Genomic DNA, 25,380 nt, shown 5'->3' with positions numbered 1-25,380 from the left:
CAACCTGTGGATATTACGCAGCTTTCAACCCAGCTTAACCAAACGCTCAATACCCTCCGCTTTGGAGAACAGCCGGCGGAATTGTACGAGCCCATCCGCTACATCATGTCGCTGGGCGGAAAGCGGATAAGGCCCTTACTAGTGCTGCTGGCTGCAAAAATGTATGCTGATGATGTGGAAAACGCACTATTGCCCGCTGCGGCAGTGGAGGTTTTCCACAACTTCACGCTCATGCACGACGACATCATGGACAAGGCCCCACTGCGCCGCGGCAACCCGACCGTGCACGAAAAGTGGAACGCCAACACCGCCATTCTAAGTGGTGACGTGATGCTGGTGCGCGCCTACGAAATGCTCCTGGGTATAGCGCCCGACAAGCTGGGCAAGGTGCTGCAGCTCTTCAGCAAAACAGCCGCTGAGGTATGCGAAGGCCAGCAACTCGACATGAACTTTGAGCGCCGCGAGCAGGTGGGCATTGAAGAGTACATCCACATGATCACGCTTAAAACGGCCGTACTCCTGGGCTTCAGTCTGGAGCTGGGCGCTATCCTGCAGGGAGCCCCTGACAGCGACGCCGAGCACCTGAAGCAATTCGGCGACAACGTAGGCATCGCCTTCCAGCTCCGCGACGACCTGCTCGACGTGTATGGCGACAAGGCCAAATTCGGTAAACAAGTGGGCGGCGATATCCTCTCGGATAAGAAAACCTTTCTGATGCTGACGGCCCTAGAGCAGGCCAACCAGGAGCAACTGCAAACCATTCTGAGCTGGCGCGATAATACAGACGCAGGTATAGCCGAGGAAAAAGTGCAGGCCATCACCGCTGTTTATGACCAGCTCAACATCCGAAAGCAAACCGAACAGCAAATCGATTTCTATTTCCAGCAGGCCCTGTATCACTTAGAGGCTGTGCAAGTGCCTGTCGAGCGCAAAGCGACCATTCATGGGCTGGCCTTGCAGCTGATGGAGAGGGATAGTTAGAGTTGCTAAATTGTTGGATTGTTAAATTGTTGGTTCGCAGAGCGTGGCTCTCAGGTATAAATTGTCAGGTATAGCGAAGGGCTTTTCAGGTATAGGAGTTAAGTCTGCAGGTATAGCGTAGGTCTGCAAACCTATACTTTATAACTAATAGCCTAGACATAGACCAAAATCAATAAATCGGCAAAGACAGAAAAGTCGGTGCCAGCCAAAATAGAGCGCTTGGGAATATGGTAAAATCACTCAATCACTCATTCGCTAACTCACTAACTTGCTACCCCACTCAATCACTCAAAAATAAAAAATGAGCGTTACCGTCATCCTGATCATCATTACAGTAGGTATATCATTGTATGCCTGGAAGAACCACGACTTGATGCAGAACTGGATTTTTCATCCGTACTCCGTGGCACGCGATAACTCCTGGCATCGCTTCCTGACTTCGGGCTTCCTGCATGCCGATTATACCCACCTGTTCTTCAACATGTTCACGCTGTATTTCTTCGGTAATGCTGTGGAAATGACATTCGGGGCTATTTTTGGGGATGTGACAGGTATACTCATCTACATGCTGATTTACCTGGGCGGCATCATCGTGTCGGATATTCCTACTTACCTGAAGCACCGCGATGAACCGGCTTATCGTGCCCTGGGCGCTTCGGGTGGGGTGGCTTCGGTGGTTTTCTCGAGCATCCTGTTCTACCCGACCCAAGACATTTGCCTGTACGCCATCCTCTGTATACCTGGCTTCATCCTGGGCATCCTATACCTGATGTACTCCTATTTTCAGGGCAAGCGCATGGGCGACAACATCAACCACGATGCACACTTATATGGAGCCGTGTATGGCATGGTCATCAGTCTGGCGCTTGTACCGGGCGCAGGTCCGCTGTTTATTGAGCAGATTGGCAACTGGCGTTTGTTCGGCTAGGTGTAATTGCACTCTTCTGCCCTGATTCTCTGAAAATAAAATCAGGCTGAGAGCCGGTGATTTCCGTATAAATGCATAAGAACAGCATTTGTACTGATGAAATCGAAACTTTATTATATATACCTTGGAATAGTACTTTTTGTAGCCTTTTCCCTGGCGGGCAAGGAGGCCGTAGCGCAGGACACTGACCTGCAGCGCACCACTATCATGCAATATGTCATCAACGAACGCCCCTTGCTGGCCGAACTTCTGACCACGGCTGGTATGGCGCCAGCCCTTTCCGGCAGCACGGCCTATACATTGCTGATGCCGCCCGAAGCAAGCTTGCAGGAGTTGAAAGGCCAGCCTGTAGAGAAAATACGCGCGGTTATGGCGATGCACCTGGTCAAAGGCGCTCTGTCCGCCACTGACTTTAAAGAGGGGAGCCGCTTGCAGACCTATGGCAGTGCCTCACTCAACGTGTGCCGTAAGAATAACAATATACTCCTGAACGGTGTGCAACTGCGCACCGCCGACATTAGCCTGCGAAACGGTAAAGTGCACGAGTTGGGAGGGATGTTGCAACCTTAGAAGCAGAAAATAGCGGCCCAATTCCACGATTTCACTGCCTTACCTTTTATCAGCCTATTCATACTTGAATAGGTGTCATGCATTTGCCGGCCGATTGCGTATGCTATACCTAAGCCCCATGGATAGCAAAACCCTACACACCGACCCTTCTATACCTCCCCAACAACATGTTGTCCGTAACACTTGTTACGAAATTGGCTACGACGGAATCCGGAACAGATTATACTTCAGCATACTGGGCTTTTGGAAAAACACGGACATCGTACCTGATTTTCTGAAAGACTGGGACAGAGCACTGCAACTGGTTTCACCGGGATTCACCCTTCTCATCGATATGCGCACCATGATTACCCATCCGCAACAGCTCACCGACCTGCACGAAGAGTCGCAGCGCAAAATGAGAGCGGCCGGATTAAGCAGAATTGCCAATGTGATGCCGCTGGACAAAATTGCCAGTCTGCAGGTGGCAGACAGTATCAAGAAGATAGAACTGCCTTCCCAGCATTTTGAAACCTGCGAAGCGGCTCAGCAGTGGCTTGATAAAACAATGGCGTAACACCTGCCTAGCTACAGCTTTTCTTATCCTGAATACCTTTATTTTCCTTCTCGCTAATTCCCGTTTTTTGTAACTGTTTGGCCACAAATGCAGTTATAGCTACCAATTATTTCGCCTCTTTACTGCGGCAACGCTATACCTTCTGACCGGCGGCATACAAAGTCGGTTCCATACCTAAACATCGAGCATGACATACGAGATTGGCGTGGTTCTATCTGTGATAGCGGTGGCTGTGGTGCTTTTCGTCAGCGAGAAGCTCTCCATCGACACGACGGCCATTCTGGTCATGTCCCTATTCATGGTACTCGGTATCCTCACTCCCGCCGAAGGCCTGGCCGGTTTCAGCAACCCTGCCACCATCACGGTAGCCTGTATGTTCATCATCAGCACCGCTATATTTAAGTCCGGGTCTTTAAGCAGTGTGGGGGTGCTGCTCACCCGGGTAGGGCGCAAAAACTACCTGCTCTGTCTGCTGGCGGTTATGCTGGTGGCAGGCCTTCTCTCCGCTTTTGTTAACGACACGGCGGTGGTAGCCCTGCTCATGCCCATGGTGATACAGGTGGCCCGCGACACCCGCATCAGTCCTGCCAAACTACTGATGCCGCTCTCCTTCGGAGCGCTGTTGGGGGGCGTTTGTACCCTGATCGGAACCTCTACCAACATACTGGTAAGCGGCGTTGCCGAGGCGCAGGGCGAACCACCCATCGGCATGTTCGAACTCACGTCGGCAGGAATTTTTTTTATGATAACCGGGGTGCTCTACATGGTGTTTGTGGGCCGCTTCCTACTGCCCAACCGCAAAGTAGCCGAAGACCTGACCGAGGACTTTAACATGGGCGATTACCTGACCGAGATCGTGCTCTTGCCCAACTCGCCATCGGTAGGTATGCCGCTCAGCAGCTCCAGCCTGGTGCAGAACCTCGATATAGACGTGCTGCAGGTGACCCGCGACAAATACAAACTCAATGCCACGCCCTATACCATGCTGCGGGCCGGCGATGTGCTGAAGGTGCGCTGCGATGTGGAGAAGCTCAAGAAAATGAAGGAGGAGAAGGGCATCAAACTGAAATCGGAGCGGAAGCTCAAAGAAGAGGACCTGAACAGCGCCAACACAAAGCTTTTTGAGGCCATTGTGACACCCAACTCCTACATGGTAGGCAAGTCCCTGAAAGAGCTCGACTTCAGGGCCTACAACCACGGGGCCACGGTGGTCGCCATCCGCCACCGCGACGAGATCCTCCACGAAAAGCTCACCCACACGCGTCTCTCTGCCGGCGATGTGCTCCTGATCTCAGCCGATAAGAACCAGGCCCTGAACCTGCGCAGCAACGAGGACATTCTGCTCATTTCCGAAACGGAGCGCAGCCCTTACGACTATAGCAAGATTATACCAGTGTTAATCATCGGGGCAGGCGTCGTGATTACGGCGGCCACGGGGCTAGCGCACATCGTGCTCAGCGCATTGGTAGGAGTGGTGCTGCTGGTACTCACCAAATCTATTCGCCTCGACGAACTCTACAAAGCCATTGAGTGGAAAGTGATTTTCATGCTGGCCGGTGTGCTCTCGATGGGAACGGCGCTCGAAAAGACCGGCGCAGCGAGCCTGCTCTCAGGCTTTTTGGTGGAGTCGATAGGCAGTTACGGGCCGCATGCACTCCTGTCGGCTTTCTTCTTCATCACCTTTATGTCGACCAACTTCATGTCCAACAACGCCACGGCGGCCCTGTTGGCGCCCATCGCCATTGTGGCTGCCAAAGAGATGGGCGTGAGCGTGCGGCCTTTTCTGGTGGCGGTGACCTATGCAGCCTCGCTCAGCTTTATGACGCCCATGGGTTATCAGACCAATACCATGATTTACGGTCCGGGTAATTACAGATTTATGGACTACCTGCGCGTGGGCACGCCGCTCAACATCCTGCTGTGGCTGGTAGCCTCGTTTATCATCCCTTTCTTCTTCCCGTTCTGAATTGTTCCACGTGGGACGCCTGTGCCCTGCCGTGCAACGGACTAAGGTATAAGCTGGGGTGTAATCGGCTTAAAACCAATGTTTTTAAGCAACGTAACTTACCAACTCAGCCTTTGGATTGCCGTAAAATCAGAGTGTTGTTTTGAAACCGTTGCAGATACAGGCACCTGACAAGCTTACAGGCAGATGGCAAGCACCAGGCCATACGTCCCGCCACAGGAAAAGAAGTCTATACCTTAGCTATACCCACCATGACAATTGCAATAATAGGAGCAGGGCTGAGCGGTACGCTAACGGCTATCCATCTGCTGAAGCATGCTGCATCGGGCACTACGATTTATCTGATCGAGCCTGACAGGTATAGAATGCACCGCGGTGTTGCCTACTCAAGTCAGTTGCCGTTTCAGCCGCTCAATGTGCCCGCTTCCACCATGAGCCTGTTTGCCGATGAACCCCTCGATTTTTTTAACTGGCTGACGGAGCACGCTTATCTTTACAAAAGACAGCTTTCGCAGCCGGTTCAGGCGACTGACTTCATCCCGCGCACTGTTTTCGGCGATTACCTGAAAGCGCGCTTGCAGGAGGCAGAGGCTGGTGCGGCGCTGGGCGTTGGGTTTGTGCGGGTGTACGAAGAGGCCCTGTCTGTATCGAGGCAGGGCCGTGGGTTCACTGTCAGCTGCAGCAACCAGTGCATGTTAAGCGCCAACAAAGTAGTGCTGGCAATGGGCAACTTCCCGCCGGCGCCGTTGCCTATACCTAATACACACTTCTATAGAAGCCAATGCTATGTAGCCTCTCCCTGGTCGGCCAAAGGGCTGAACGGTTTGCAGGCGCAGGAACCGCTCTTGCTTATTGGCTCCAGCCTGACGATGGTGGACCTGGTGGGCAGCCTGCAGGCGCAGGGCCACAAAGGCAAGGTATACGTGGTTTCGCGCCACGGACTGCTGCCGCAGCCTTTCGACGTGGGCACACGGCCATACCCCAACCTGGCGATTCCTACAGCGGCGTATCTATCCGCATTGAGTTTATTCCGTTTCGTTCGGGAAGAGATAAAGCGGGCCGAAGCGGAGGGCTATACCTGGCGGAGTGTGCTGGATGCGCTGCGCGATGACATACCCGTTCTATGGCAGGCTTTGCCGTTGAAAGAGAAAAAGACTTTTCTGCGCCACGTTCGGCCATACTGGGAAGTGCACCGCCACCGCATGCCTGCCGCCTCAGCCGCCCTTCTACAAGAGCTACAGGCAAACGGGCAGCTTGAGGTGATCGCAGCGGCTGTTGTGGATATGCACGAGACGGAGAATGGCACGCGCGTTACCATCAGGAGAAGGCATCATCAGGAAACAGAGGAAATTGAAGTAGGTAGGGTCATCAACTGCACGGGCCCGCAATGCGACTACACCCAGGTAAAAGTCCCGCTGGTACAGCAGTTGCTGACGGACGGCATGGCGCAGCCCGATGTGCTATACCTTGGGCTTAAAACGACACCAGGAGGCAAGTTAATCGATGCAGAAGGCAAACCCGTTCGCGGCCTGTTCACGCTCGGGCCTCCCAGAAAGGGGATGCTTTTCGAGTCGACCGCGCTGCGTGAGATAAGGCAGCAGGCGAAAGCGCTCGCTCACAGAATAATTCGGGAGGGCAAGGCCACGCTGGAAATCGCCGACAAAAGCTGATTTGTTAAAGACCGACCATGGGAGAAGACCTGTTCCTGATCTTGCTGGCAGTACTGAGTCTGGCCTGTGTGCTACTGGTTTGGCATTTTATGGCGGAGGATGAATAACATACGGCTTTGGGTGCTGCTTGCGATGGGGGTGCTGCATGCCACTTCGGGATTTGCCCAATCTCCCGGAAAAGAGGTGACGCACCAGCAACTGGTCTGGTTCTCTTATGCCAACACGCTTAAGTTTAACCACAAGTGGTCGCTGACTTCGGAGGTGCAGGAACGCCGGTTCGTAAACCCTGACAGGCAGCACCAGTTTTTGGTACGCGCGCAGGGCCGCTATGTACTGGGTGAGAATTGGAAGGCGGAGACGGGCTTTATGTATTTCCTGCAAAGCCCCAACGACCCCAAAGCCACGGAGAGGCTCGTCGTGCCGGAGCTAAGACCGCACATTCAGTTGAGCTACGAGCAATCTTTTGGCAGGATAAACATGACGCACAGGTATAGGGCCGAAAAGCGCTTCTTTCGAAACACCAGCAATGGAGAACTGGCCCCCGGGTATAACACGAATTACCGCTTCAGGTATAAGCTGGGGATCGCGTACCGGTTGACAGAACTACATGACCGGCCGCTCAAACTCGAGGTAACCGATGAGATCCACGTCAATGCCGGGAAGAAGATTTTGTATAACCGCTTCGACCAGAACAGGGTATATGCCGGGCTGAGTTACGCCATTTTAGATAACCTGGAAATAGCGGCGGGTTACCTTAACTGGTTCCAGCAGCGGGCGACGGGCAACCAGTTCTACAACCGGCATATCGTGCAGCTGGCCGTCTCCCACACAATAGATCTATCGGACAAGCGCAAGGAGGTGATAGAGTAAAGGATAGGGATGTGGTTGGTATAATAAGTAGAGCGCTTAAAGTCTTTTGTCCTTTGTCAGAAATTTCCTTTGTCGAGAAACCTACAAATACCCTTTCGCCTGCAACGCAAACAGCTCGGCGTATTTTCCATTTTGTGCCAGGAGTTCTTCATGCGAACCCAGTTCTTTGAGTTGTCCCTGCTCGAGGAACAGGATGCGGTCGGCCATGCGCACCGTGGAGAAGCGGTGGGAGATGAGCACGGCCGTTTTGCCGGCGATCAGCTCCGAAAAACGCAGAAACACCTCGTGCTCGGCGCGGGCATCCAAAGCTGAAGTGGGCTCGTCGAGGATGAGCAGCTGCGCATCGCGCATGTAGGCACGGGCCAGCGCCACCTTCTGCCATTCCCCACCCGACAGTTCCACGCCCTTGTTAAAGCGCTTGCCCAGCACCTGTTCATAGCCATCCGGCAGGCGCTGGATCACCGGGTCGGCCAGGCTTTTCTGCGCGGAGCCCTGTATGCGGTCGCGGTCAGCGATGTTGCTGATCTGGCCAATGGCGATGTTGTCGGAGGCCGTCATCTGGAAGCGTACATAATCCTGAAAGATGATGCCGACCTGGTGACGCAGATCGTTGAGGTCGTACTCGCGCAGGTCGATGCCGTCGAGCAGGATGCGGCCCTCGGTGGGCTCGTAGAGGCGGGCAAGCAGCTTGACCAGCGTGGTTTTGCCAGCCCCGTTCTCGCCCACCAACGCCAGTTTTTCGCCGGCCTGCAGATGAAAGGAGAGGTGCCGCACCGCCCATTTGTCGCTGTTGTGGTACTTAAAGCCGACATTCTCAAAGGTAAAGCCTTCCCGGATCGGCCGGGGTATGGAAAGCGGATTGGCAGGCGGGGTGATCTGCGGTTTCAATTCCAGGAAATCAAAGAGGTCCTGCAGGTATAGCGCGCTCTCCGCGATCTGCGAAAAGCGGGTCATGATGCCCTGCAGCAAGCCCCGCATGTTACTGAACGAGCCCGCCAGGAAAGTGAGCGTACCCACCGTGATGGCACCTGCTACGGTCTGGGCTAGTATAAAAATGTAGGCGCCATAGTAAGCCAGCGTGCCCAATGAGGAGAGGGCGCTCCCCCACACGGCCCGCCGCACGATCAGGCTTTTGTTCAGGGCATAGTAGCGGTCCGAGAGTTCCTTGAAACGAGTTGCCAGGAAGCCCGACAGGTTAAAGGTCTTGATTTCCTTGGCTGTTTCGTCGGAGGCGCCGATGTAGCGCAGGTAGTCGAGTTCGCGGCGCTCGGGCGTCCAGGAGCGGGAGAGGGAGTAGGTGCGCTCATTGAAGTGCGTCTCACCCAGAAACGAAGGGATAACCGCCACCAGCAAGATCAGAATAAGCCAGGGATTGAAGGCAATCAGACCAACTGCCAGAAAAGCAATTGTGACCATGTCCTGCAGCTGCGAAAGCACCTGCGACATCAGCACCACTCGTGTAATCGTCTGCCGGCGGGCCCGCTCCAGTTTGTCGTAAAAGGTAGCATCCTCGAACTGCGTCAGGTCCAGCCGGGCAGCGTGTTCGATGAGTTGCACCGAGGTATTGTTGGAGAACAGGTCGCCGAGCAGGCTGTCGAGCAGCGTGATGCCCCGGTTGAAGATATCGGAGAGGATGGCCAGGCCCAGTTCTGCCGCCACCAATATCCAAAGGAAACTCAGGTCACGCTCCCCCGTCACGGCAATCAGCCCGATCACCTCATCGATGATCAGTTTGCCCACATAGAGCATCGCCAAAGGTATAGCCGACTTGACGAGGCGCAGCAGCACGTTGCCGATGGTCATACTCGGACTCGTGTTCCAGATCAGGCGGAAGAATTTGGGCAGGTTTTTCAGGGCACCCACCTGTTCGCGGAAGCTCTTCTTATCGTCTGCCTGATTCGCCCCACGGGCCCCCTTGCTTGGTCTGTTCATCGTCAATTTATACCTGAAACCTATACCTATACCGAAATAACGGGCTTATGTTTTACCACGGAGTCTGAATCTTAACAAAAGCTGTAGGATATTTATTGCGGCGATACCCTGTATTCAGAATTGTGCCTATTTTTAGCGGATGAAACAAATTTACGCTATTCTGATAGGTATAGCCTTGCTCTTTACAGGGCATAGTGTGCAGTCCCAGAACCTAAATATAACAGTGAAATACGTCAGCGAGCACGGAAAGGAAGTGAGTCCTGCCGAGGCGGCTTATTTCATTGTGGCTAAAGAGGACTCGCTTGGCGGTGGAACCCGGACCAAGTTTAAAGTGGGAACCAATGTTAAGGTGAGCCTGACTACTTATCAGGATATTGACGGCGGCAAGTATGGCTACGGTATACAGCACGGCCCCAGCTACGAATGGTACGAGAACGGCCAGCTGAAAATGGAGCAGACCTTCCATAACGATAGCCTGACGGGCCATTACAAATCATGGTATGAGAGTGGCAAGCCAAAGGTAAGCCGCAGGTATTTCCGCAACATGCCTGTAGATACGCTCCATGCCTATTACGAATCGGGCATGCTGCGCAGAACGGAGGTATATAGCAAAGGGAAAATGATTGCCGGCAAGGTATACGACGAGGCTGGAGCAGAAATTAAGTACCTTCCGATGGAAGTGATGCCCGCGTTTCCGGGAGGGGAGAGGCGCCTGCTGCAGTGGCTCGCTACCAATGTGCGGTATCCGAAAACAACCCGGAAGGACGAAGCGCAGGGGATGGTGTTTATCTCTTTTGTAGTGGATAAAAGCGGCCGTATCAGTAACCCCGAAGTGATCAAGGGCTTTCATGCAGACGCCGATGCCGAGGCACTTCGGGTCGTACAGGCCATGCCCACCTGGAAGCCCGGGCTGCAGGAGGGCGAGCCCGTGCCGGTGCGCTATACCTTGCCGTTGCGTTTTTCGCTGCATTAAAAAACCTCTGAATATAGCTTTTTACTATATTTTATTACTTCAAGGCCTTCCGGGCCAACTGTAGCACGAAGTTTGAGCCATGTTAGGTCGAACAATTAGTAAAGACCTATGAAAAAAACTGTACTGTTCATACTGCTGGCCGGAGCTGTTTCGCTTACCGCCTGCTCCCCAACATTATACCCCGAAGTGGACGAACGCCTGACGACACTCCCGTCGCAACCACATCCCTACGATATAGAAGTGTTCTTCGCCGGAGAGTGGCCCCAGGAACCGTACATTAAACTGGCGGCGCTCGAGACCAGAAGCGGAGGGAATGTGCCTTACGCCTACATGATCAAAAGCCTGCAGGACAAAGCCAGAGCCTATGGCGCCGATGGGATAGTCATCCAGGACAAGAGTTTTATACCTGATGTACAAGCTGGTGCGGTCACTGGCAATCTGTACACCACTAGCGTAGGTGCCCTTACAGGTATCGCCATCAAATACAAGAAGAATCTGGATACCAACCTGATGCCCAAAACGCAGGAGGTTGAAATGTACGACCCCACGACGGGCACCTATCAGCCCTTGATCAACCTAGCGTACTGGCCGGATGGAGAGCTGAAGGCGAAAGAGGAACTGCACGATAATGCGGCGTTTATTTACAGCAACTACATAGGCAGCTATACCTTGCGCTACCTGCAGGAGCGTGGGCCGGGCTGGTCAAACCGCACACAAGAGGGCTTTGTAGTGGAGCGTGAACTGCACAGAGACGGCATGCTGCAAAAGCACATGGCGTTCGACTACGATACAGCCAGGCGGCTAAAGCAGATCCGGATCAGAAATGTGAGGGGAGCCTCGGAAGAGATAAACTTCGTGTATGACGAGGCAGGCAGGCTGAGCCAGCGCACCATTTTACGAAGCGGCAAGCCTTACATCGAGGAGGAATACCGCTACAACGAAGCGGGGCAGGCCCACGAGGTGCTGGTATACAACACGAACCTCCCCGAAAAACTGCCACTTTTGCGAAGTTCCTATACCTATTACTCCCTGGAGGAAATCTGAAACCCTGGTTCTGCAGTATAGTAGCCTATGACGCGCTACCTGCTGCTTTTCCTGACGGGCTTTGCCCACGCTCTCCTGATCCTGCTCTATACCGACCTGGCAGGCGATGAAGCGCTCTTTGACCGGAGAATGGGGTTGATGGCGGCTGTTCCGCTTTTTGCCTTCGCTTCGTGGCTCACCTTGTTCAGCATGCGGTTGGGCGCGCTGGTGTCCCTGCCTTGTCTGCTGCTGCTCGTTTACTGGAACCTGCGCACTGCCGAGCGTATCATGGGGCAAACCGCTGCCTTCGATACGGCCATTGCCATCACCCACCTGGCGGTGGGCCTGATAGCCCTGGTCACCCTGGTGACCAGCCTCCGCTACGTGTTTAAGACGAAGCTGCCCTGGGGAGCGGGCACCCCTTCGCCGGGCCTGGTCCTGAAGTTGCTCCTGACCGCTATACCGATCACACTGGGGACTGCCTATTTGCTGTATGCCTGACTTGTTTCTGAAAGAAGAAAGTGGCGGGTTTTTCTGCATAGCAGGCACCAAGAAAATACGATTCAGAAAAGCTCTGAAATGAGAAAAGCCCCGTCAAAATGACCGGGGCCTTCTCTCACCTTAAAACAAACTAATCTAAACTTTAACTAACCTTATCTTTATACCTGCCGGGGCAGATTTTATATCACTTTTCTAAAGCTATACTGTATATAGCTAATAAAATTCAAAAAAATCACGGAGAGATTTGCGTGTTTAGGAATTGCTCCACATATTAGCCTTCCGGTTATGTGTCTCTCTCAATTCGGGTGCAAAATTATGGCTTTGTTTTTATAAAACAAAGCAGTCTGCATAAATTTTTTTGCACTTTCTGTATGTGCCTGATCCTCAGGAAAATAATTTTATTTCGCTTCCTCTATTTCCCCTTTCACCTGTCCTTTTTGCGGGCTACTTAGTCTTTATTCGAAATTTCTTGAGCGCTATACCTGGCAGATAAGCAACAGGCGTTTCGCATCACCACTTATAGCTTGCTATACCTGGCCCATAAAAAAAGCAGCCGGAAATGCGTTGCTTGCGAACACGCTTCCGGCTGCCTTTTTAATTTCTAAAACAGGCTTAGATCATCGCCACCGTTTTATTGTCGATCTGTGTGCCGTAGGTCTTTTTGTAGTGCACCTTGCGTTCCAGCGCCTCGATAACAGGTATAGAGAAGTCTACCCCCTCCAGGTTGCTGGCAGTTGGCATACCGCCCGGGCTGAACACGTTTATCTCCATCAGCTTGTCACCCACAATATCAAGGCCCACCATGAACATGCCATCCTGAATAAGCTTCGGGCGCACCAGCTCCACCAGGTCCAGGGCAGTCTGGCTGATTTTGGCGGCTACGGCAGTGCCGCCGGCGTGTATGTTGCTTCGGATGTCGTCTTTGCTGTTTACGCGGTGCATGGCGCAGTACTTGCCTTTGTACTGCAAGGCCTCGCCGTTCACCACAAAGAGGCGTGTGTCACCTTCAGTAGCCTGTGGCAGGTACTCCTGCGCAATCACGTAGCCGTCGCGGCTGATGGCCTCCACAATCTGGTTGAGGTTGGTCGAGTCGTCCTTCTTCACCATAAACACGCCCGAGCCGCCCGAACCCTGTAGAGGCTTCAGGATGATGTTGTTTTTCTGCTCGTTAAAGAACTCCTTTATCTCCTCCTTGTCGCGGGTGATGAGCGTGCGGGGACGCACCGCTTCCGGAAAGTGCTGGAAGTACATCTTGTTCACGGCATCTGAAAGCGAGGTTGGGTCGTTGAGCACGATCACGCCGTGGCGCTGCGCCAACTGACCGAAGATAATGCCCGCGTTCTGCGCCCAGCTACGGCCTTCGCCTTCCGATGAAGGGTCGTTACGGAGCATCAGCACATCTATTTCCGGAGCGGTCACGCGGGCCTGCTTAGCCTTAGGGCCTTGTATGGCCTCCAGAAAAGTGGCCGGGGATTTATACTTCTGCTTAGAGTCGGCAAAAGTGGCCGTGGCACCCATGTAGCCGTCGGGGTAATAAGCCAGGTCGCCCACGCCCATCAGCAGCACCCTGTGCCCCAGATTGTGCATGCGCTGCGCCAGAAAGATAGTGGTGTGTTCGGGCTTTTCTGTTTTTACGTCGTTTACTACGAATCCTATTGTCATATCTATATATCAGTATTTGTTGGGATTAATTTTCCAGTAGGTTAAATACTGATATCCCCGTTTTTAGTTTTTCCAGTTTGGGTTGCACGGCCGGATCGGTGAGGTAACGTGGCCGGATGGGCACGGGTCGCAGCACCTGCCGGTAGATGAGTTCCTGCACGATGGGAATGTACTCCTGCCGGATCTTTCCGATGAGAAGCGGTTCCAAATCGTTGCCTTCCCTGAGGTAGTGCAGCAGGTGGACGAGCCCGCGCAGGTATACGGCGTCTTTGGTGAGCCCGCCGCCCCGGTGCACGCGCATGGTCACGTTAAAGGCCGTTTCTTCGTCAAACTTATATTCATCCTTCAGTCGGCAGAAGTTGTCGGTAAAGCTGCAGCCTTTGACAAGGTGGTGCACGGCCACAACGCGGGCGGCCAGTATGCGCAATCGGTCCTGGTCGAGGCCACCCACCAGGTACTCGCTTAGCACGGCCAGCCCCTCCTGCAACTCTTCGTAGCCCGGCGCGCCCACATACAGCTGCTGCAGCGGCTGGGCTTTGCCATTAAAGTAAGTGAGAATGTGCGTGCCCACTTCGTGCTGAATCAGCGCCTCGGCGCGGTGGCGTGGTATTTTAGCGTCGGTGCCGATGTTGAGCCTGCCTTTCGAGACGATCAGCCCCACGATGTCTTTGCGGATATCTACACCCGATTCGAGCGGCGGGTACTGGCTTTTGAGAAAAGCAATTTCGCGCTCGGCCAGTGCGGCAAACTCGTCCACAGGTATAAGCGGCATATCTTTCTGGCGGGCGGACTCCGGTATAGCGGCCAGTATACCTTCCGCCACTTTCAGCAATTGCTCATCCACACCGCCAAACAGCTGCATACTGCTGTACAGAAAGTGCGGTGTATTGCGGTTGGCCAGCATCGTCAGGGTCTTGTCGAGCTCGTTGCGCTTGTCCCGGAACAGGAAGGCCAGTGTCGGGTCCTCCACCTTCTCGATGGGGATGTTGTAGAGCTTGCGCTTGAGCAGGTCGGCGTCCATGGGCATGAGGCGGTAATGGAAGTTGGGCGCCTGCCTGAACTTGTTTACGCGGAACTCCTCCCAGGCCTCAGCAGCATTAATGGGCGTGACAAGCAGCAGAAACCGGAACTGGTCGCTGATGGCCGTGAGCTGCCGATCGATTCGCCAGACGGCAGGCACCACGGCCTGCCGGCCAAGCGCCTGAAAGTGCTTGGGATGATGGGTGGTCTGCACGCGCACAAAGTCGAAGACGGCTTTTTTGATGGCGCTCGATACATGGCTGCGCAGGGTGCGCTGCAGCAGGGGGTATACCTGTCCGGTGCCGGCCTGGCGGTAAATGGGCTTCATTTCGAGCCCGAGCATGAGCGTGCTGTGCTGCTTTAGCTCTTCTTCATTCATCAGGCTGTTAGGTCCCTGCAGCAAGGCCTGGTTGGAAGCCGTGTCCACCGTAACCGGCAAATTACTGATCTTGATGCTGGCCAGTTCGTTCTTAAGCGTACGAATAGTGGCGGGCAAGGCCTGTTCCGGCCCCAGCACCCGAAAGGTCGGACTGTCGGCGGCGCTGTTGTCCGGGGCGGCAAATAGCTCAAGCACCATAAAAGCGCCAAACTCGTCGGCCATGGCCTTGGCGATTTCGCCTACCAACTGCCGCAGCTCCGGTGTCTGTTCTTCGCGGGCGATAATGTAGGCAGCCTCGGCTTTCACAAAGTCGGCAGTGGCATAGTCGGGCTGCCCCGCCGGGTGCCGGTAGAGCACCAGAAAGGGCAGCGGCCTGTCGATGTGCAGCAAGCCCCCATCGGGCAGCCGTCGGCGCACCTGCCGGCCGCGCTTTAAGCTCCGCACAATGCCTTTTATGAAGATGTCAGAGATGGTGTCGATCATGGTGAGAGGGTTTTGCATACCTGTTCGCGCGCCGCCAAAACAGGTGCTATCGTGCTTTGCAGCGCTTTCCTGATTTCCTGCAGCTGGGCCTCGTCCGGTTTGCCCGTCCACTCATCCATAAAAAACTTTTTGAACTCGATGGAGATGACGCAGGCGCGGCCCGGAAAGGTGTCGTGGATCCAGCGCATGAAATGACCACCCTCAAACTTGACATTCTCGCGCACGTCGAGGTGGCGACCCTGGTAGTCGTAGGCTTGCAGGTTTTGGGTAAAAGCATCCACCACGGGAGCCCAGAGTTGGCGGTTCATATTGCCGGTGCCCAGGTTCACCTCGGGATTGTCCTGCGGGTCGGCCTCGGGACCGTCAGCCCCCTCGCGGCGGTGGTTGTAGGTATGGAGGTCGTACACCACAAAGCAGCCGTGGCGGTCCGCTATACTTTGCAGCATCTTTTTTACGTTGGCATAAAACTGGTCGTAGCGGGCCAGCGACTCTTGCGCCAGTTCTTCCGAGAGTTCTTCTTTCCAGACGGTGAGCCCCCAGGCATCTTCGGGCTTGCGGTAGATGGCTTTCTCGCGCGGGCGGTTCAGGTCCATTTCGAACCGGGAGTTCAAACCAATTATCTGGTTGTCGGTTATACTTACCCAGCCGGCCGTGAAAGGGTCTTCTTCGCGCAGCCGCTCATCCGAAGAGAGCGAAAAAAGGGAACTGATGTTGTCGCGTACGACATGACCGTCGTGTATGGCAGTGGCGATGAGGGGGCTCTGGCCAGTGGTAAGGGTATAGTATGGTTTTGCTTGTGTAGGGTCAGGCATAAAATCTTTTTGAAAACTTTTACCCGATATTTATACCTAAGGTTATTTCACAGGTATGTTTGTTTAAACCTTGATATTCAATCACAAACATTTCATAGAAATAAGGCGAAAGCCCACCTTGAAATGGTTGGCGGATTGATGAGAAATAAATAGATTTAGAAGTCTATAACAAAATTAGATACTATAAAGTATAGCTATATACCAATTGTTTCACCACAAACCGAAGGTGCCCATGCGTGAGTTCTACAAAAATACGCTATTAGCTATTGCCATTTTCTCAGTGATCCTGCTCATGCAGAGCCTTAGAAACGGAGGACTGTTTCTAACAGAAACCCTAGCACTTGGTTTATGGTTTGCCATTGGGCTAACCGGCGCCCTGCTGGTGGGCAAAGGGATGCTGGCCTACATCCGGTAACACCCCCTGTGCTTGTATAATGCGTCCGCTGCCTTATCTTTACAGGAAGAGAATAAGGTTTGCAGATGGAAAACAGCTATGCAGCAGTGGCCTCCGAAAAAGAGGACGATCAACTGCTGAGAATATTAGGGGAACATGCAGCATACGAGCCGGAAGCCATTTTGGCCGTGATCGCTGAGATTGAAAAACGAAACCTACAGGCTCCGGATCTGGAGCAGATAAAGCAGGAAACCCTGCAAGCCCTTCAACAACGCGAGCTACAGGTAAACCCTGAACCCGCAGGGCCAACCTCGTTTGCAGATAAATTCAAAGATTTCTGGACACTCTTCGTGCCGCAACGGCACTACTTTGTCACGCCCATCCTGGTCAACATTAACATTGTCATTTTCGTGCTGCTGGTGCTCACAGGCATGCACGTGCTTTCGCCTGAGGGAGAGGACCTGGTGAACGCAGGCGCTAACTTCGGCCCCTATACCCTGACCGGCGAGCCATGGCGCCTATTCACGTCCATGTTCCTGCACATCGGCATCATCCACCTGCTCGTGAACATGTATGCGCTGGCCAGCATAGGCGGTGCGCTGGAGCCGCTGGTGGGTCGCAGGCAGTTTATCACAGCCTACGTGCTCTGCGGACTGGCGGGTAGCCTGGCGAGCCTGTGGTGGGACCAGCAGCGCATCAGCGCGGGTGCCTCCGGGGCTATTTTTGGCATGTTTGGCATGTTCATGACCATGGTGCTGCTGGAGCGCCGGATGACCTGGGCCGAGAAAAAAGGCATGGTGTACAACATGCTGGGCGTAATTGCGCTGAACCTGGTCTTCGGTCTGCAAGGAGGTATTGACAATGCGGCGCACACAGGCGGCCTGGTGCTGGGTATAGCCTACGGGGCTGTGCTGATGCTGCGCTCGGGGAGGTATTTTACGCGACAGTACAATTTGGGTGGAAACATCGCGACGGTAGCGCTGTTGCTGGTTGCTTTTGTGGGCCTATACCTGCAGATACCGACCGAGAACGCCAAGTACCTGACCATGCTGGACCGCTTTGGCGAACGGGAAACAAAGGCGATGGATGTGATGAAGGAAATGGAGCTGGATGCCAGTCTGATCAATGGAGGGAAGTACCTGCCAGGGCTGGAGCAAGGTATAGCGTTGTGGGACGAGAGCGTCAAAGAACTGATCGCACTGCAGGAGTTGCCTGACCTGGGCGAGCAGCAGGCAAAGGAGGTAGAAATCTTGTTGAACTACACGCAGCTGCGCAAAACATCCTATACCATGATGCGTGATGATATCCGGAGCAACCAACCCTGGATGCATCAGCAGCAGCAACGGGTGCTGTGGGCCATCGGGACGTATGTGCAGGAACTGAACGACCTGCGCGAGGGCAAACCCTCCAAGCTGTACAAAGGCGTAAACGATCTCCCGCTGCCAGAAGCGCTGGAAGAAGTCACAGGCCTGCCACTGGAATCACAACCGCTTATCGTGCTCGATGGCGAGGTACTGGAAGGTATAGCGCCCGATGATTTAGAGGATCATATCGGACGTGACGACATAGAAGCGGTGTCAATGTTGAAGGGTGAGGAGGCCGTAGCCAAGTATGGCGAGAAGGCCCGGAACGGGGTGATCGAGATAATTTCGAAGCAGAAATAAACTGCTACTGTAATCCAACAGGCAAGTGGCTCGATGTGCAAACCAATTAGAGGTGGCGGCCTATACCTAAGGTATGCTGCCGATGCCGTCAGCTTAAGCCGATGCTCTTCGGGACATCCATGTCTGGAAGTTTTATCAAGGGGCCCTACCACTACTGCAGGCAGGGTCGTTTCATTTTCCAAGACTATCCCCTTGAGGGGATTATAGGGGTGTAAATTCAGCATTGAATTGCCAGTAATGGGCCAATTTCCATTTCCTCTACACCTGTAAACACCCCTCTGAGAGCTTCGCTCGCAGGCTTCCAACTCTCGTTCTCACTTGTCCTCAAGGGGAGAATCAACTTGAATGAAACATCCCTGCCACCGCTTGGGATTCGGATTGATAAATCCGAATCAGCTCTGCAATTCAGCTTTTCTAAATTCTTGAGTTGGCGGCAAGGGGCATACTGCTCCCTGTTTGTCATTGCTATACCTTTCACGCACCCATCTCTCAGGTAGCAGGTTATACCTTGCAATGCCCTTTTGCAAGAGAATATCAAAAAGTATAATTTTTTATGAGCTCCAAGCAACCTTTCGGGAATCTGCGCATCTATTAGGCAGAGATAAGCTTAAGACAGGTATAGCCTGCTGCCTGGCCCACGCACTTCTAACCAAAACCATCAAACAAAATAAAACTATGAACACCATCAACATCTACAAAACACTTGCCTCTGTACTTTTAGTGGCCTTTCTGCTGACCAGCCTGACCACCCTGGCGCAGGGGCGTCGCAACCTGAAAGGGGAGGGGGAGCCTGTATCGCAAGACAGAAAAGTATCCGGCTTCAAAGGCATTGATGTGGGCGGGGGCTTTGCAGTGGAAGTGACGCAGAGCAGCAAAGAAGGCGTGCGGATTGAAGCGCAGGAGAACCTGCTCAACAGCATCCGGACGGAAGTGAAGAATGGCGTGCTCCACATCTATACCTCTGACAACATCAGCACCAACAAAAGTCTGAAAGCCTACATATCGGTTAAAGAACTGAACATGCTTGATATCAGCGGCGGCGTGAAAGTGACCGGCACCTCCACCTTTAAGGCCGATGCTTTTAAGATGGATTTGAGCGGTGGCTCTAAGGTAACGCTGGCACTGAACACCAAAAAATTGACAGCCGACATGAGCGGTGGCAGTAATGTAAAACTCAGCGGCCGCGCCGACGAAATGCGCATGGATATGTCGGGAGGCTCTAAAGTAGACGCGTCTGAGTTAGAGGCTAAGGATGTATACCTAGAAGCCAGCGGCGCCAGCAATGTGAAGGTGTTTGCCAAGAACAAGTTGAGCGTGAATGCTTCGGGAGCTACGAAAGTGGCCTACAAAGGCGACCCAAGTGTATCGTCTAACGTGTCGGCGGCAGCCAAAATTTCTAAAATGTAAGAGAATACATCGCATACAAAAGAAAAAGGGCAGCCCGCTGGGTTGCCCTTTTCTTATGCAGGAGTTTGGCTGAGTTTTACTGGCGCACCGGTACCGGCAGCACCGGCAGACTGGTATGGCCCAGTTCGTCAGCGGCCTGTACGGCAAAGAAGTAGTTGTCTTTCGAGTAAGGCAGCGTCACTTTCGTATCCTTCACAAAAAACTTCTTGTCCCAGGTCTGGCTGCTGGTTTCGCGCATCAAAATATAGTAGCCTGCCGGTTTTTTGCCTTTGGCAGGGGCCTCCCATTTCAGGTCGGTTTTGTTGGTGAGGTTGGCCGTGAGCACGCCTACCTTCTCAGGCGCATGCGGCGCGCGACCCAGATTGGCCATCGTGGCCAGGTTCACGGCAGTGTTTTTGCGCAGGTACTCGAAGTCCATGAACTCTGTCAGGTCGCCGTACTGCTTGCCATTCTCCTTGCGCACGTCCTGGTGCTGGTGGTCGAAGTCCTCGTTCATCTCACTCATGCGCACGGCTGCATAGCCCTGCTGGTTAAACGGCGTGTGGTCGCCGCCACGCAGGAAGCGGTCCGGGCGATAGCCAAGCACCACCTCGATCTGGTCTACATACGCTTCGCCGGTCATTTTCATGTAGCGGGCCAGGTTACGGCTCGGGCCGTCGTTCTCGGAACCCAGGGTGCGGCGCAGACGAGCCTGTTCTTCGGTTTCGTTGGAAGGAGTGGCTTCACTGAACACACGCACACGGGTATTGTCGTGAATGCCCATCTCGGCAGAGTAGGAGTTGCCCACGATGTCGTTGTTGAGCACGGCCACCAGGTTCCAGCCTTCCTTCTTTACGCGCTCGGCCATGTGGCGGGAGCCGTACAAGCCCTGCTCTTCGCCCTGAAAGGCCACAAACACCAGTGTTGCCGGGAACTGGCGCGAAGCCATCACGCGGGCCATCTCCATCACAATGGCTACACCGGAGGCATCATCGTTGGCACCGGGGGCTTTGCTTTTGGCGTCCATCACGTCAGTGGCGCGCGAGTCAAGGTGGCCGGCCACGATGATCACACGGTCGTCGGTCGGGTCGGAGCCTTTGAGGGTAGCGAGTACGTTGGCCATTTCCACGTCCTGCGGGATACGGCGGCCGTCACTCTTGACGGTATAGCGGTCCATGTCCACGGTCATGCGGCCGTTGGAGGTTTTGGCGTATTTCTCAAACTCGGCTTTCGCCCATTCGCGGGCGGCGCCTATACCTCTTTTCTTGTCGGTGGTGGAGCTCAGGGAGTGGCGGGTCTCAAAGGAAACCATCTTCTCAACAAGCGCCCGCAGGTTGTCTGCCGATACCTCGTTTACCATCTTATGGATTTCTTCGTCTTGCGCAGCGGGCGCCTGGGCTACTGCGGTTTGGTTCAGGTATAGCCCTGCCAGCATGCAGAGCGCCAGCAGTCGGGTGAACTTCGATTTGTAAGTCATTGGTGTGTCAGGTGAGGTCGGTTAAGTGCTTGGTAGTTTAGATTTAGTTTCTAAAGATAAGCAGCTTCAGGAAAGAATGAAAAGAAAGACTGTGCCAAAGCGCAGGCCGTAGCAGGTATAGCAGCATAGTCCTATCTCAGGTATAAATCTCCCCAAACGGCCTATTGTGTAAAAGCAAGCTGGCAGCGCTCACCCTTAAGTTTATCGAGTTCTGCTTCGACAGTGATATCGTGCTTGGCCTCAGCAAACTCCGACTGGTAGCGCTGGGCCAGCTCACGCCGCTTGATCGCCTCCAGAAACCGGCGTGCATCATCCGGGCTCTCCAGTATCAGACCCGGTACCTGGGTAGGCTTGTCGTCATCGCCCTTGGCCACCATGGTAAAGTATGAGGTGTTGGTATGCTTGACGATGCCTGTCTTTACATTCTCAGCAATTACTTTTATACCTACCATCAGCGACGTATTGCCGACATAATTCACCGAAGCCAACAGCGACACCAGTTCACCTACCTCCACGGGCTGCAGAAAATGCACGCCATCTACTGTTACAGTCACGCAGTAGTTGCCGGCATGCTTGGCGGAGCAGGCGTAGGCCACTTTGTCCATGAGCGAGAGCAGAATGCCGCCGTGTATCTTACCGCCAAAGTTGGCGTAGCTCGGGATCATGAGCTCGGTGAGGGTGGTGCGGGAATAGGAGACAGGTCGGAATGCAGGTATAGCCATGTTCTTTTATCGGGTATGGCAAGGTATACGAGGCCGGCAAGAGAGGGGTACGCTACTGCTGCAAATACGGAGCCACCTCTGAAAGCTTAAACGAAACGGAAGCTCCGTCTATGGAGAGGCACACCTCAGGCAGGCCAAGCGAGGCGTGAAAAACCAGCTGATCGTCTTCGAACCCGATGTTGAGGTCCTCATAGCCAAACTCAGGTATGGTCTCTGCCATCGTGAAACAGTCGCTGAAGTCAGGGTCGCCTGCGAAGAGATGGTACTCAGCCCGTATCCGCTGGTTGACCTGTCGGAGCAGGGCGTTTCGTTTGTCGTTGAACAGGGATTCGTTCTTTATCGGCACATAGGCTTCATTTTCGAGCTTGTACAGGGCGTGCTCCCAACTGTAGCGGCCTTTGTAGTCGGGCATGCCGGTGGCCACCGATCTGTAGTTCTGGTAAGTGCAGGTTCTGACAATGATGGGATCTTCGGAGCCCGGGTTGTCCTCATCTTTTTCCTCGCATGCAGTGGCCGTGCTCTCAGTCGCTGTCTGTTCTTCGGGTTCAGGTTCAGGGGAAACTGCTTCAGCGGGTGCATCCGTTATCGTTTCTTCCGCTGACTCGATCGTGATGCCGTCGGCCTCTGTCAGGCCCCGTTTGCTTTGCTCACAACCAAAGCTCATGCCCAGGCACAGCACCAACGGGATTAAAAAAACAAGGTTTCTCATAAAAGGGAAGCAGCAGGTATAGGACCTACAAAAATACGACTTCTTTCACCACCTCATCGCCCATGGCACGGTTGAGCAACTCTACCACCTTGCTTTTCGACATGTTGAGCTCGTGCTTGAGGGGGGCGGAGGTGAGGCGCACAAACAATTTCTGGTCACGAAAGTAGAGCTCCTTGGTTTTCATGGCAATGGGTTTGCCCATTATCTGCTCCCAGCGCTGCACCAGGTCCACCTCATTGAGCTTGCCCTGCAGCCGGTAGGCCTTCAGCAACCCTTTGATGCTGTCACCGATGGTCTGCACGTCAGCCTTTCGCTTCGCAATCTCCTCTTTCTTCTTGTAGTAGCGCACGGGTGGTTGGTTTTTGAATAAGTGGGTTGGTTTTCCCAGAGGCATGCCTTTCAGGCAAATGGCTGACTGCTGAAAAACTTCCGGGGCTTTCCGAATGGCTTTTAATTTCCTCTCGTCAAGCAGAGGCAAAAGTAATCATAAAGCTTCAGAGTTATAGCTTATACGCTGGTTATAAGTTATACAGCAACGCCACCGAGTTAAAAAGCAGCCCGCTTCTACTAGCTTTCGAAACCGCAGCGTTGGCAATTCTGCTCTCCCTTCAGCTTGCCTTGCGCATCTATTGTAAACTGGCAGCACGCCACAAACTTCTCCTTCAGCATTTCCTTTGCGCGGTGTACCCTCGACTTTGTGTTCGCAAGCGAAACCCCCAGCAGTTTGGCCACTTCCTGCTGCTTCCTGCCCTCCAGGTTGATCAACTCGATCACTTTCCTATACTTCTGGGGAAGTTCATGGATGAAGGATTCGAAACAGCAGTACATGTCCCTGCTCTCTGTCTCCGACAACCTTTCAAGCGTCGTGTCCTGCAGTTCAACCGACTGTCTGGTTTGCTTATAAAAATCTACAATCTGGTTTCTGGTGATCTGATAGGCCCAGGCCTGCACGCTGGAATGATTTTTAAGGTGGGGCAGGTTGAGGTGGATCTTAATGAAAACTTCCTGCAGAATATCTTCTGCCTCCGCCTGACTCTTGACTCTTTTCAGAATAAAGCGGTGGAGGTTCTCTCTCAGGCCATTCCAGATATGTAAAGTGTCTTTTTGCATTTCAAGTAGTTTTAAAGTGAGGAGAGATTGCCCCTCCTCACTTTATACCTTGTTAACAACAATTTACGCAGTTTTCACATTCGCACTTTTCGCATGTGCACTGGCCGTCGGCACAATTTCCGCAGTCGCAGTTGGCGCATTTGCAGTCAGGGCAGGTACAGCCTCCTTGCTTCTTTTCAGTTTCTTCTTTGAACAGCATGATCGTCTTCATAAGATTGAATTTTAAATTTATCTGTGCTGTAGACTGCAAAAGCTCGAAAAGGATTCAAAGTTTCGGAGGTATAAAATCTTACTGCCCGGAGCTCGGTAAAATGCCCAGCTCCCCTATAACACATGCCCAAAGGATAAAGTTGAAACCAACAACCAACCTTTACCCTATTAACTTCACCGTCCCTTCCTTCACCTCAAACCTGCGGATCTGCTCCGACAGGTTTTCGAGTATCTTATCGGTGCGCTCCAGGTGGGTATCGGTCAGGAAGATCTGGCCGAAGGTATGGGCGGCGACCATTTGCATGAGTTTGGTGATGCGCTTCTCGTCGAGGCGGTCGAAGATGTCGTCGAGGAGGAGGAGGGGCTTGTGGTGCTGGCGTTTGTCCATTACCTCGAAGTGCGCCAGCTTCAGGGCGATCACGTAGCTCTTCTGCTGGCCCTGCGAACCGAAGCTCTTCACGGGGTTGCCGTCCATCAGGAACACGAAGTCGTCTTTGTGCGTGCCGACGGTGGTGCGCTGGAGGGCGCGGTCCTTCTGCTCGGCCTGCTCCAGCAGTTGGGCGAAGTTCGCGCCGGGCAGCTGGCTTTTGTAGGTCAGCGTCACCGTTTCGTGGCTGTCGGAGATGTGGCGGTAGTGCTTCTGAAACACAGGCTCAAAACTCTCCAGAAAAGCCATGCGTTCCTGGGCCAGCTGCTCACCCAGCGGCACCAGCTGCTCGTTGAGGATATGCAGGTAGTCGCGGTCAAAGTAGCGGCGCTCGGCAAACTGCTTGAGCAACGAGTTGCGCTGCTTGAGGACGTAGTTGTACTGGATGAGCCGCTCCAGGTAGGTATGGTCCAGCTGCGAAATGAGGCTGTCGAAGTACTTGCGGCGCTCCTCGCTGCCCTCCCGGATCAGGTCGGTGTCATAGGGCGAGATCAGTACCACGGGGAAGCGGCCGATGTGGTCGCTCATCTTCTCGTAGGCCACCTTGTTGTGCAGCACGGTTTTCTTCTGGCCCTGCTTCAGGCTGCAGGTCACGGTGTGCTTCTCACCATCTATCTTAAAGCGGCCTTTCACCATAAAATACTCCTCGCCCTGCTTGATGTTGAGGGCATCGGAGCTGTTGAAGGCGCTGCGTGTCATGGAGAGGTAATGGATGGCGTCGAGCAGGTTGGTCTTGCCGCTGCCGTTGTCGCCGATAAAGCAGTTTATGTGCGGCGAGAAACTAATGTTCGCGTCGTCGTAGTTCTTGAAAAACAGCAGACTTAGATTTTCGAGGAGCATTAGTTTCGTCTTTGATTTCTTTTTCCTTAATTTCGCATGCTAAAACCCGACAGTAAGCCGATTTGCCGTCCATTTAGGGCCGAATCTCGCTAAAAAAGCTGTAGGGACAACAATA

Annotated in this window: 23 protein-coding genes; 13 read left to right on the top strand and 10 right to left on the bottom strand. The window is 53.6% G+C overall.

Annotated elements, in window-relative coordinates; genetic code table 11:
* Positions 1-6: 6 nt before the first annotated feature.
* The 7 genes from IEV97_RS06910 to IEV97_RS06880 all read left to right on the top strand — a co-directional run bounded on the left by IEV97_RS06910 (position 7) and on the right by IEV97_RS06880 (position 7,541).
* Positions 7-981, top strand: a complete 975-nt coding sequence (locus tag IEV97_RS06910) for a polyprenyl synthetase family protein (RefSeq protein ID WP_188500769.1) — start codon at positions 7-9, stop codon at positions 979-981.
* Positions 982-1,282: 301 nt separating this feature from the next.
* Positions 1,283-1,909 carry a rhomboid family intramembrane serine protease gene (locus tag IEV97_RS06905; RefSeq protein ID WP_188500768.1) on the top strand — a complete coding sequence of 209 codons (627 nt, stop codon included), beginning with the start codon at positions 1,283-1,285 and terminating at the stop codon, positions 1,907-1,909.
* Between the two features lie 96 nt (positions 1,910-2,005).
* Positions 2,006-2,479 carry a fasciclin domain-containing protein gene (locus tag IEV97_RS06900; protein WP_188500767.1) on the top strand — a complete coding sequence of 158 codons (474 nt, stop codon included), beginning with the start codon at positions 2,006-2,008 and terminating at the stop codon, positions 2,477-2,479.
* 118 nt (positions 2,480-2,597) lie between these two features.
* Positions 2,598-3,035: a hypothetical protein gene (locus tag IEV97_RS06895; RefSeq protein ID WP_188500766.1), complete on the top strand. Its 438-nt coding sequence runs from the start codon at positions 2,598-2,600 to the stop codon at positions 3,033-3,035.
* A 187-nt stretch (positions 3,036-3,222) separates the two neighbouring features.
* Positions 3,223-5,001, top strand: a complete 1,779-nt coding sequence (locus tag IEV97_RS06890; protein ID WP_188500765.1) for an SLC13 family permease — start codon at positions 3,223-3,225, stop codon at positions 4,999-5,001.
* Positions 5,002-5,252: 251 nt separating this feature from the next.
* Positions 5,253-6,671, top strand: coding sequence for an FAD/NAD(P)-binding protein (locus IEV97_RS06885; protein WP_188500764.1), 1,419 nt, complete (start codon positions 5,253-5,255; stop codon positions 6,669-6,671).
* Positions 6,672-6,770: 99 nt separating this feature from the next.
* Positions 6,771-7,541 carry a DUF2490 domain-containing protein gene (locus tag IEV97_RS06880; RefSeq protein WP_188500763.1) on the top strand — a complete coding sequence of 257 codons (771 nt, stop codon included), beginning with the start codon at positions 6,771-6,773 and terminating at the stop codon, positions 7,539-7,541.
* 81 nt (positions 7,542-7,622) lie between these two features.
* Here the strand turns inward: IEV97_RS06880 and IEV97_RS06875 are convergent, their stop codons facing one another.
* Positions 7,623-9,473: an ABC transporter ATP-binding protein gene (locus IEV97_RS06875; RefSeq protein WP_188500762.1), complete on the bottom strand. Its 1,851-nt coding sequence runs from the start codon at positions 9,471-9,473 to the stop codon at positions 7,623-7,625.
* Positions 9,474-9,612: 139 nt separating this feature from the next.
* On the opposite strand from IEV97_RS06875, the gene IEV97_RS06870 reads away from it, so the two are divergent.
* The 3 genes from IEV97_RS06870 to IEV97_RS06860 all read left to right on the top strand — a co-directional run bounded on the left by IEV97_RS06870 (position 9,613) and on the right by IEV97_RS06860 (position 11,970).
* Entirely contained in the window at positions 9,613-10,446 is an 834-nt protein-coding gene (locus IEV97_RS06870; RefSeq protein WP_188500761.1) for an energy transducer TonB, read from the top strand.
* Between the two features lie 108 nt (positions 10,447-10,554).
* A complete protein-coding gene (locus tag IEV97_RS06865; RefSeq protein WP_188500760.1) occupies positions 10,555-11,490 on the top strand; it encodes a hypothetical protein in 936 nt (311 codons plus the stop codon).
* A 27-nt stretch (positions 11,491-11,517) separates the two neighbouring features.
* Entirely contained in the window at positions 11,518-11,970 is a 453-nt protein-coding gene (locus IEV97_RS06860; RefSeq protein WP_188500759.1) for a hypothetical protein, read from the top strand.
* Between the two features lie 612 nt (positions 11,971-12,582).
* On the opposite strand, the gene IEV97_RS06855 is transcribed toward IEV97_RS06860, so the two are convergent.
* Genes IEV97_RS06855 through IEV97_RS06845 form a run of 3 tightly spaced genes read right to left on the bottom strand, consistent with a single transcriptional unit; the run spans position 12,583 to position 16,326 of the window.
* A complete protein-coding gene (locus tag IEV97_RS06855; RefSeq protein WP_188500758.1) occupies positions 12,583-13,632 on the bottom strand; it encodes a glutathione synthetase in 1,050 nt (349 codons plus the stop codon).
* A gap of 25 nt (positions 13,633-13,657) precedes the next feature.
* Positions 13,658-15,532 (bottom strand): peptidase MATCAP family protein, encoded by a 1,875-nt coding sequence (locus IEV97_RS06850; protein ID WP_188500757.1) that lies wholly within the window; start codon positions 15,530-15,532, stop codon positions 13,658-13,660.
* Positions 15,511-16,326 carry an N-formylglutamate amidohydrolase gene (locus IEV97_RS06845; protein ID WP_188500756.1) on the bottom strand — a complete coding sequence of 272 codons (816 nt, stop codon included), beginning with the start codon at positions 16,324-16,326 and terminating at the stop codon, positions 15,511-15,513. The genes IEV97_RS06850 and IEV97_RS06845 overlap by 22 nt, the downstream gene beginning before the upstream one ends.
* A gap of 205 nt (positions 16,327-16,531) precedes the next feature.
* Here IEV97_RS06845 and IEV97_RS06840 point away from each other — a divergent pair, with 205 nt between their 5' ends.
* The 3 genes from IEV97_RS06840 (at position 16,532) to IEV97_RS06830 (ending at position 19,791) form a co-directional block, all read left to right on the top strand.
* Positions 16,532-16,741: a hypothetical protein gene (locus tag IEV97_RS06840; protein WP_188500755.1), complete on the top strand. Its 210-nt coding sequence runs from the start codon at positions 16,532-16,534 to the stop codon at positions 16,739-16,741.
* Between the two features lie 65 nt (positions 16,742-16,806).
* Positions 16,807-18,384 carry a rhomboid family intramembrane serine protease gene (locus IEV97_RS06835; protein WP_229733831.1) on the top strand — a complete coding sequence of 526 codons (1,578 nt, stop codon included), beginning with the start codon at positions 16,807-16,809 and terminating at the stop codon, positions 18,382-18,384.
* Between the two features lie 675 nt (positions 18,385-19,059).
* A complete protein-coding gene (locus IEV97_RS06830; RefSeq protein ID WP_188500754.1) occupies positions 19,060-19,791 on the top strand; it encodes a head GIN domain-containing protein in 732 nt (243 codons plus the stop codon).
* Positions 19,792-19,867: 76 nt separating this feature from the next.
* Here the strand turns inward: IEV97_RS06830 and IEV97_RS06825 are convergent, their stop codons facing one another.
* From IEV97_RS06825 to recF, 6 genes are all read right to left on the bottom strand, one after another.
* Entirely contained in the window at positions 19,868-21,247 is a 1,380-nt protein-coding gene (locus tag IEV97_RS06825) for a M28 family metallopeptidase (RefSeq protein ID WP_188500753.1), read from the bottom strand.
* Between the two features lie 161 nt (positions 21,248-21,408).
* Positions 21,409-21,969 (bottom strand): acyl-CoA thioesterase, encoded by a 561-nt coding sequence (locus IEV97_RS06820; protein ID WP_188500752.1) that lies wholly within the window; start codon positions 21,967-21,969, stop codon positions 21,409-21,411.
* Between the two features lie 52 nt (positions 21,970-22,021).
* Positions 22,022-22,678 (bottom strand): hypothetical protein, encoded by a 657-nt coding sequence (locus tag IEV97_RS06815; RefSeq protein WP_188500751.1) that lies wholly within the window; start codon positions 22,676-22,678, stop codon positions 22,022-22,024.
* 25 nt (positions 22,679-22,703) lie between these two features.
* On the bottom strand, positions 22,704-23,072 hold the full coding sequence (locus IEV97_RS06810; RefSeq protein ID WP_229733830.1) for a DciA family protein: 369 nt from the start codon (positions 23,070-23,072) through the stop codon (positions 22,704-22,706).
* Positions 23,073-23,245: 173 nt separating this feature from the next.
* Complete coding sequence (gene sigZ, locus IEV97_RS06805; protein WP_188500750.1) at positions 23,246-23,788, bottom strand: RNA polymerase sigma factor SigZ; 543 nt, start codon at positions 23,786-23,788, stop codon at positions 23,246-23,248.
* Between the two features lie 370 nt (positions 23,789-24,158).
* Positions 24,159-25,265: a DNA replication/repair protein RecF gene (gene recF, locus IEV97_RS06800; RefSeq protein WP_188500749.1), complete on the bottom strand. Its 1,107-nt coding sequence runs from the start codon at positions 25,263-25,265 to the stop codon at positions 24,159-24,161.
* Positions 25,266-25,380 lie beyond the last annotated feature (115 nt).

This window comes from Pontibacter amylolyticus (assembly GCF_014638845.1).
In the GTDB taxonomy this organism is placed as follows: domain Bacteria; phylum Bacteroidota; class Bacteroidia; order Cytophagales; family Hymenobacteraceae; genus Pontibacter; species Pontibacter amylolyticus.
This window is presented reverse-complemented; position numbering and strand designations above follow the sequence as displayed.

What these genes read in the sequence shown, in the direction of transcription:
- IEV97_RS06870 (WP_188500761.1), top strand. Translation starts at nt 9,613, where the DNA reads ATGAAACAAATTTACGCTATTCTGATAGGTATAGCCTTGCTCTTTACA.
- IEV97_RS06845 (WP_188500756.1), bottom strand. Translation starts at nt 16,326, where the DNA reads ATGCCTGACCCTACACAAGCAAAACCATACTATACCCTTACCACTGGC.
- IEV97_RS06810 (WP_229733830.1), bottom strand. Translation starts at nt 23,072, where the DNA reads ATGCCTCTGGGAAAACCAACCCACTTATTCAAAAACCAACCACCCGTG.
- IEV97_RS06825 (WP_188500753.1), bottom strand. Translation starts at nt 21,247, where the DNA reads ATGACTTACAAATCGAAGTTCACCCGACTGCTGGCGCTCTGCATGCTG.
- IEV97_RS06905 (WP_188500768.1), top strand. Translation starts at nt 1,283, where the DNA reads ATGAGCGTTACCGTCATCCTGATCATCATTACAGTAGGTATATCATTG.
- recF (WP_188500749.1), bottom strand. Translation starts at nt 25,265, where the DNA reads ATGCTCCTCGAAAATCTAAGTCTGCTGTTTTTCAAGAACTACGACGAC.
- IEV97_RS06900 (WP_188500767.1), top strand. Translation starts at nt 2,006, where the DNA reads ATGAAATCGAAACTTTATTATATATACCTTGGAATAGTACTTTTTGTA.
- IEV97_RS06895 (WP_188500766.1), top strand. Translation starts at nt 2,598, where the DNA reads ATGGATAGCAAAACCCTACACACCGACCCTTCTATACCTCCCCAACAA.
- IEV97_RS06820 (WP_188500752.1), bottom strand. Translation starts at nt 21,969, where the DNA reads ATGGCTATACCTGCATTCCGACCTGTCTCCTATTCCCGCACCACCCTC.
- IEV97_RS06865 (WP_188500760.1), top strand. Translation starts at nt 10,555, where the DNA reads ATGAAAAAAACTGTACTGTTCATACTGCTGGCCGGAGCTGTTTCGCTT.
- IEV97_RS06890 (WP_188500765.1), top strand. Translation starts at nt 3,223, where the DNA reads ATGACATACGAGATTGGCGTGGTTCTATCTGTGATAGCGGTGGCTGTG.
- IEV97_RS06835 (WP_229733831.1), top strand. Translation starts at nt 16,807, where the DNA reads ATGGAAAACAGCTATGCAGCAGTGGCCTCCGAAAAAGAGGACGATCAA.
- sigZ (WP_188500750.1), bottom strand. Translation starts at nt 23,788, where the DNA reads ATGCAAAAAGACACTTTACATATCTGGAATGGCCTGAGAGAGAACCTC.
- IEV97_RS06885 (WP_188500764.1), top strand. Translation starts at nt 5,253, where the DNA reads ATGACAATTGCAATAATAGGAGCAGGGCTGAGCGGTACGCTAACGGCT.
- IEV97_RS06875 (WP_188500762.1), bottom strand. Translation starts at nt 9,473, where the DNA reads ATGAACAGACCAAGCAAGGGGGCCCGTGGGGCGAATCAGGCAGACGAT.
- IEV97_RS06850 (WP_188500757.1), bottom strand. Translation starts at nt 15,532, where the DNA reads ATGCAAAACCCTCTCACCATGATCGACACCATCTCTGACATCTTCATA.
- IEV97_RS06880 (WP_188500763.1), top strand. Translation starts at nt 6,771, where the DNA reads ATGAATAACATACGGCTTTGGGTGCTGCTTGCGATGGGGGTGCTGCAT.
- IEV97_RS06855 (WP_188500758.1), bottom strand. Translation starts at nt 13,632, where the DNA reads ATGACAATAGGATTCGTAGTAAACGACGTAAAAACAGAAAAGCCCGAA.
- IEV97_RS06815 (WP_188500751.1), bottom strand. Translation starts at nt 22,678, where the DNA reads ATGAGAAACCTTGTTTTTTTAATCCCGTTGGTGCTGTGCCTGGGCATG.
- IEV97_RS06830 (WP_188500754.1), top strand. Translation starts at nt 19,060, where the DNA reads ATGAACACCATCAACATCTACAAAACACTTGCCTCTGTACTTTTAGTG.
- IEV97_RS06860 (WP_188500759.1), top strand. Translation starts at nt 11,518, where the DNA reads ATGACGCGCTACCTGCTGCTTTTCCTGACGGGCTTTGCCCACGCTCTC.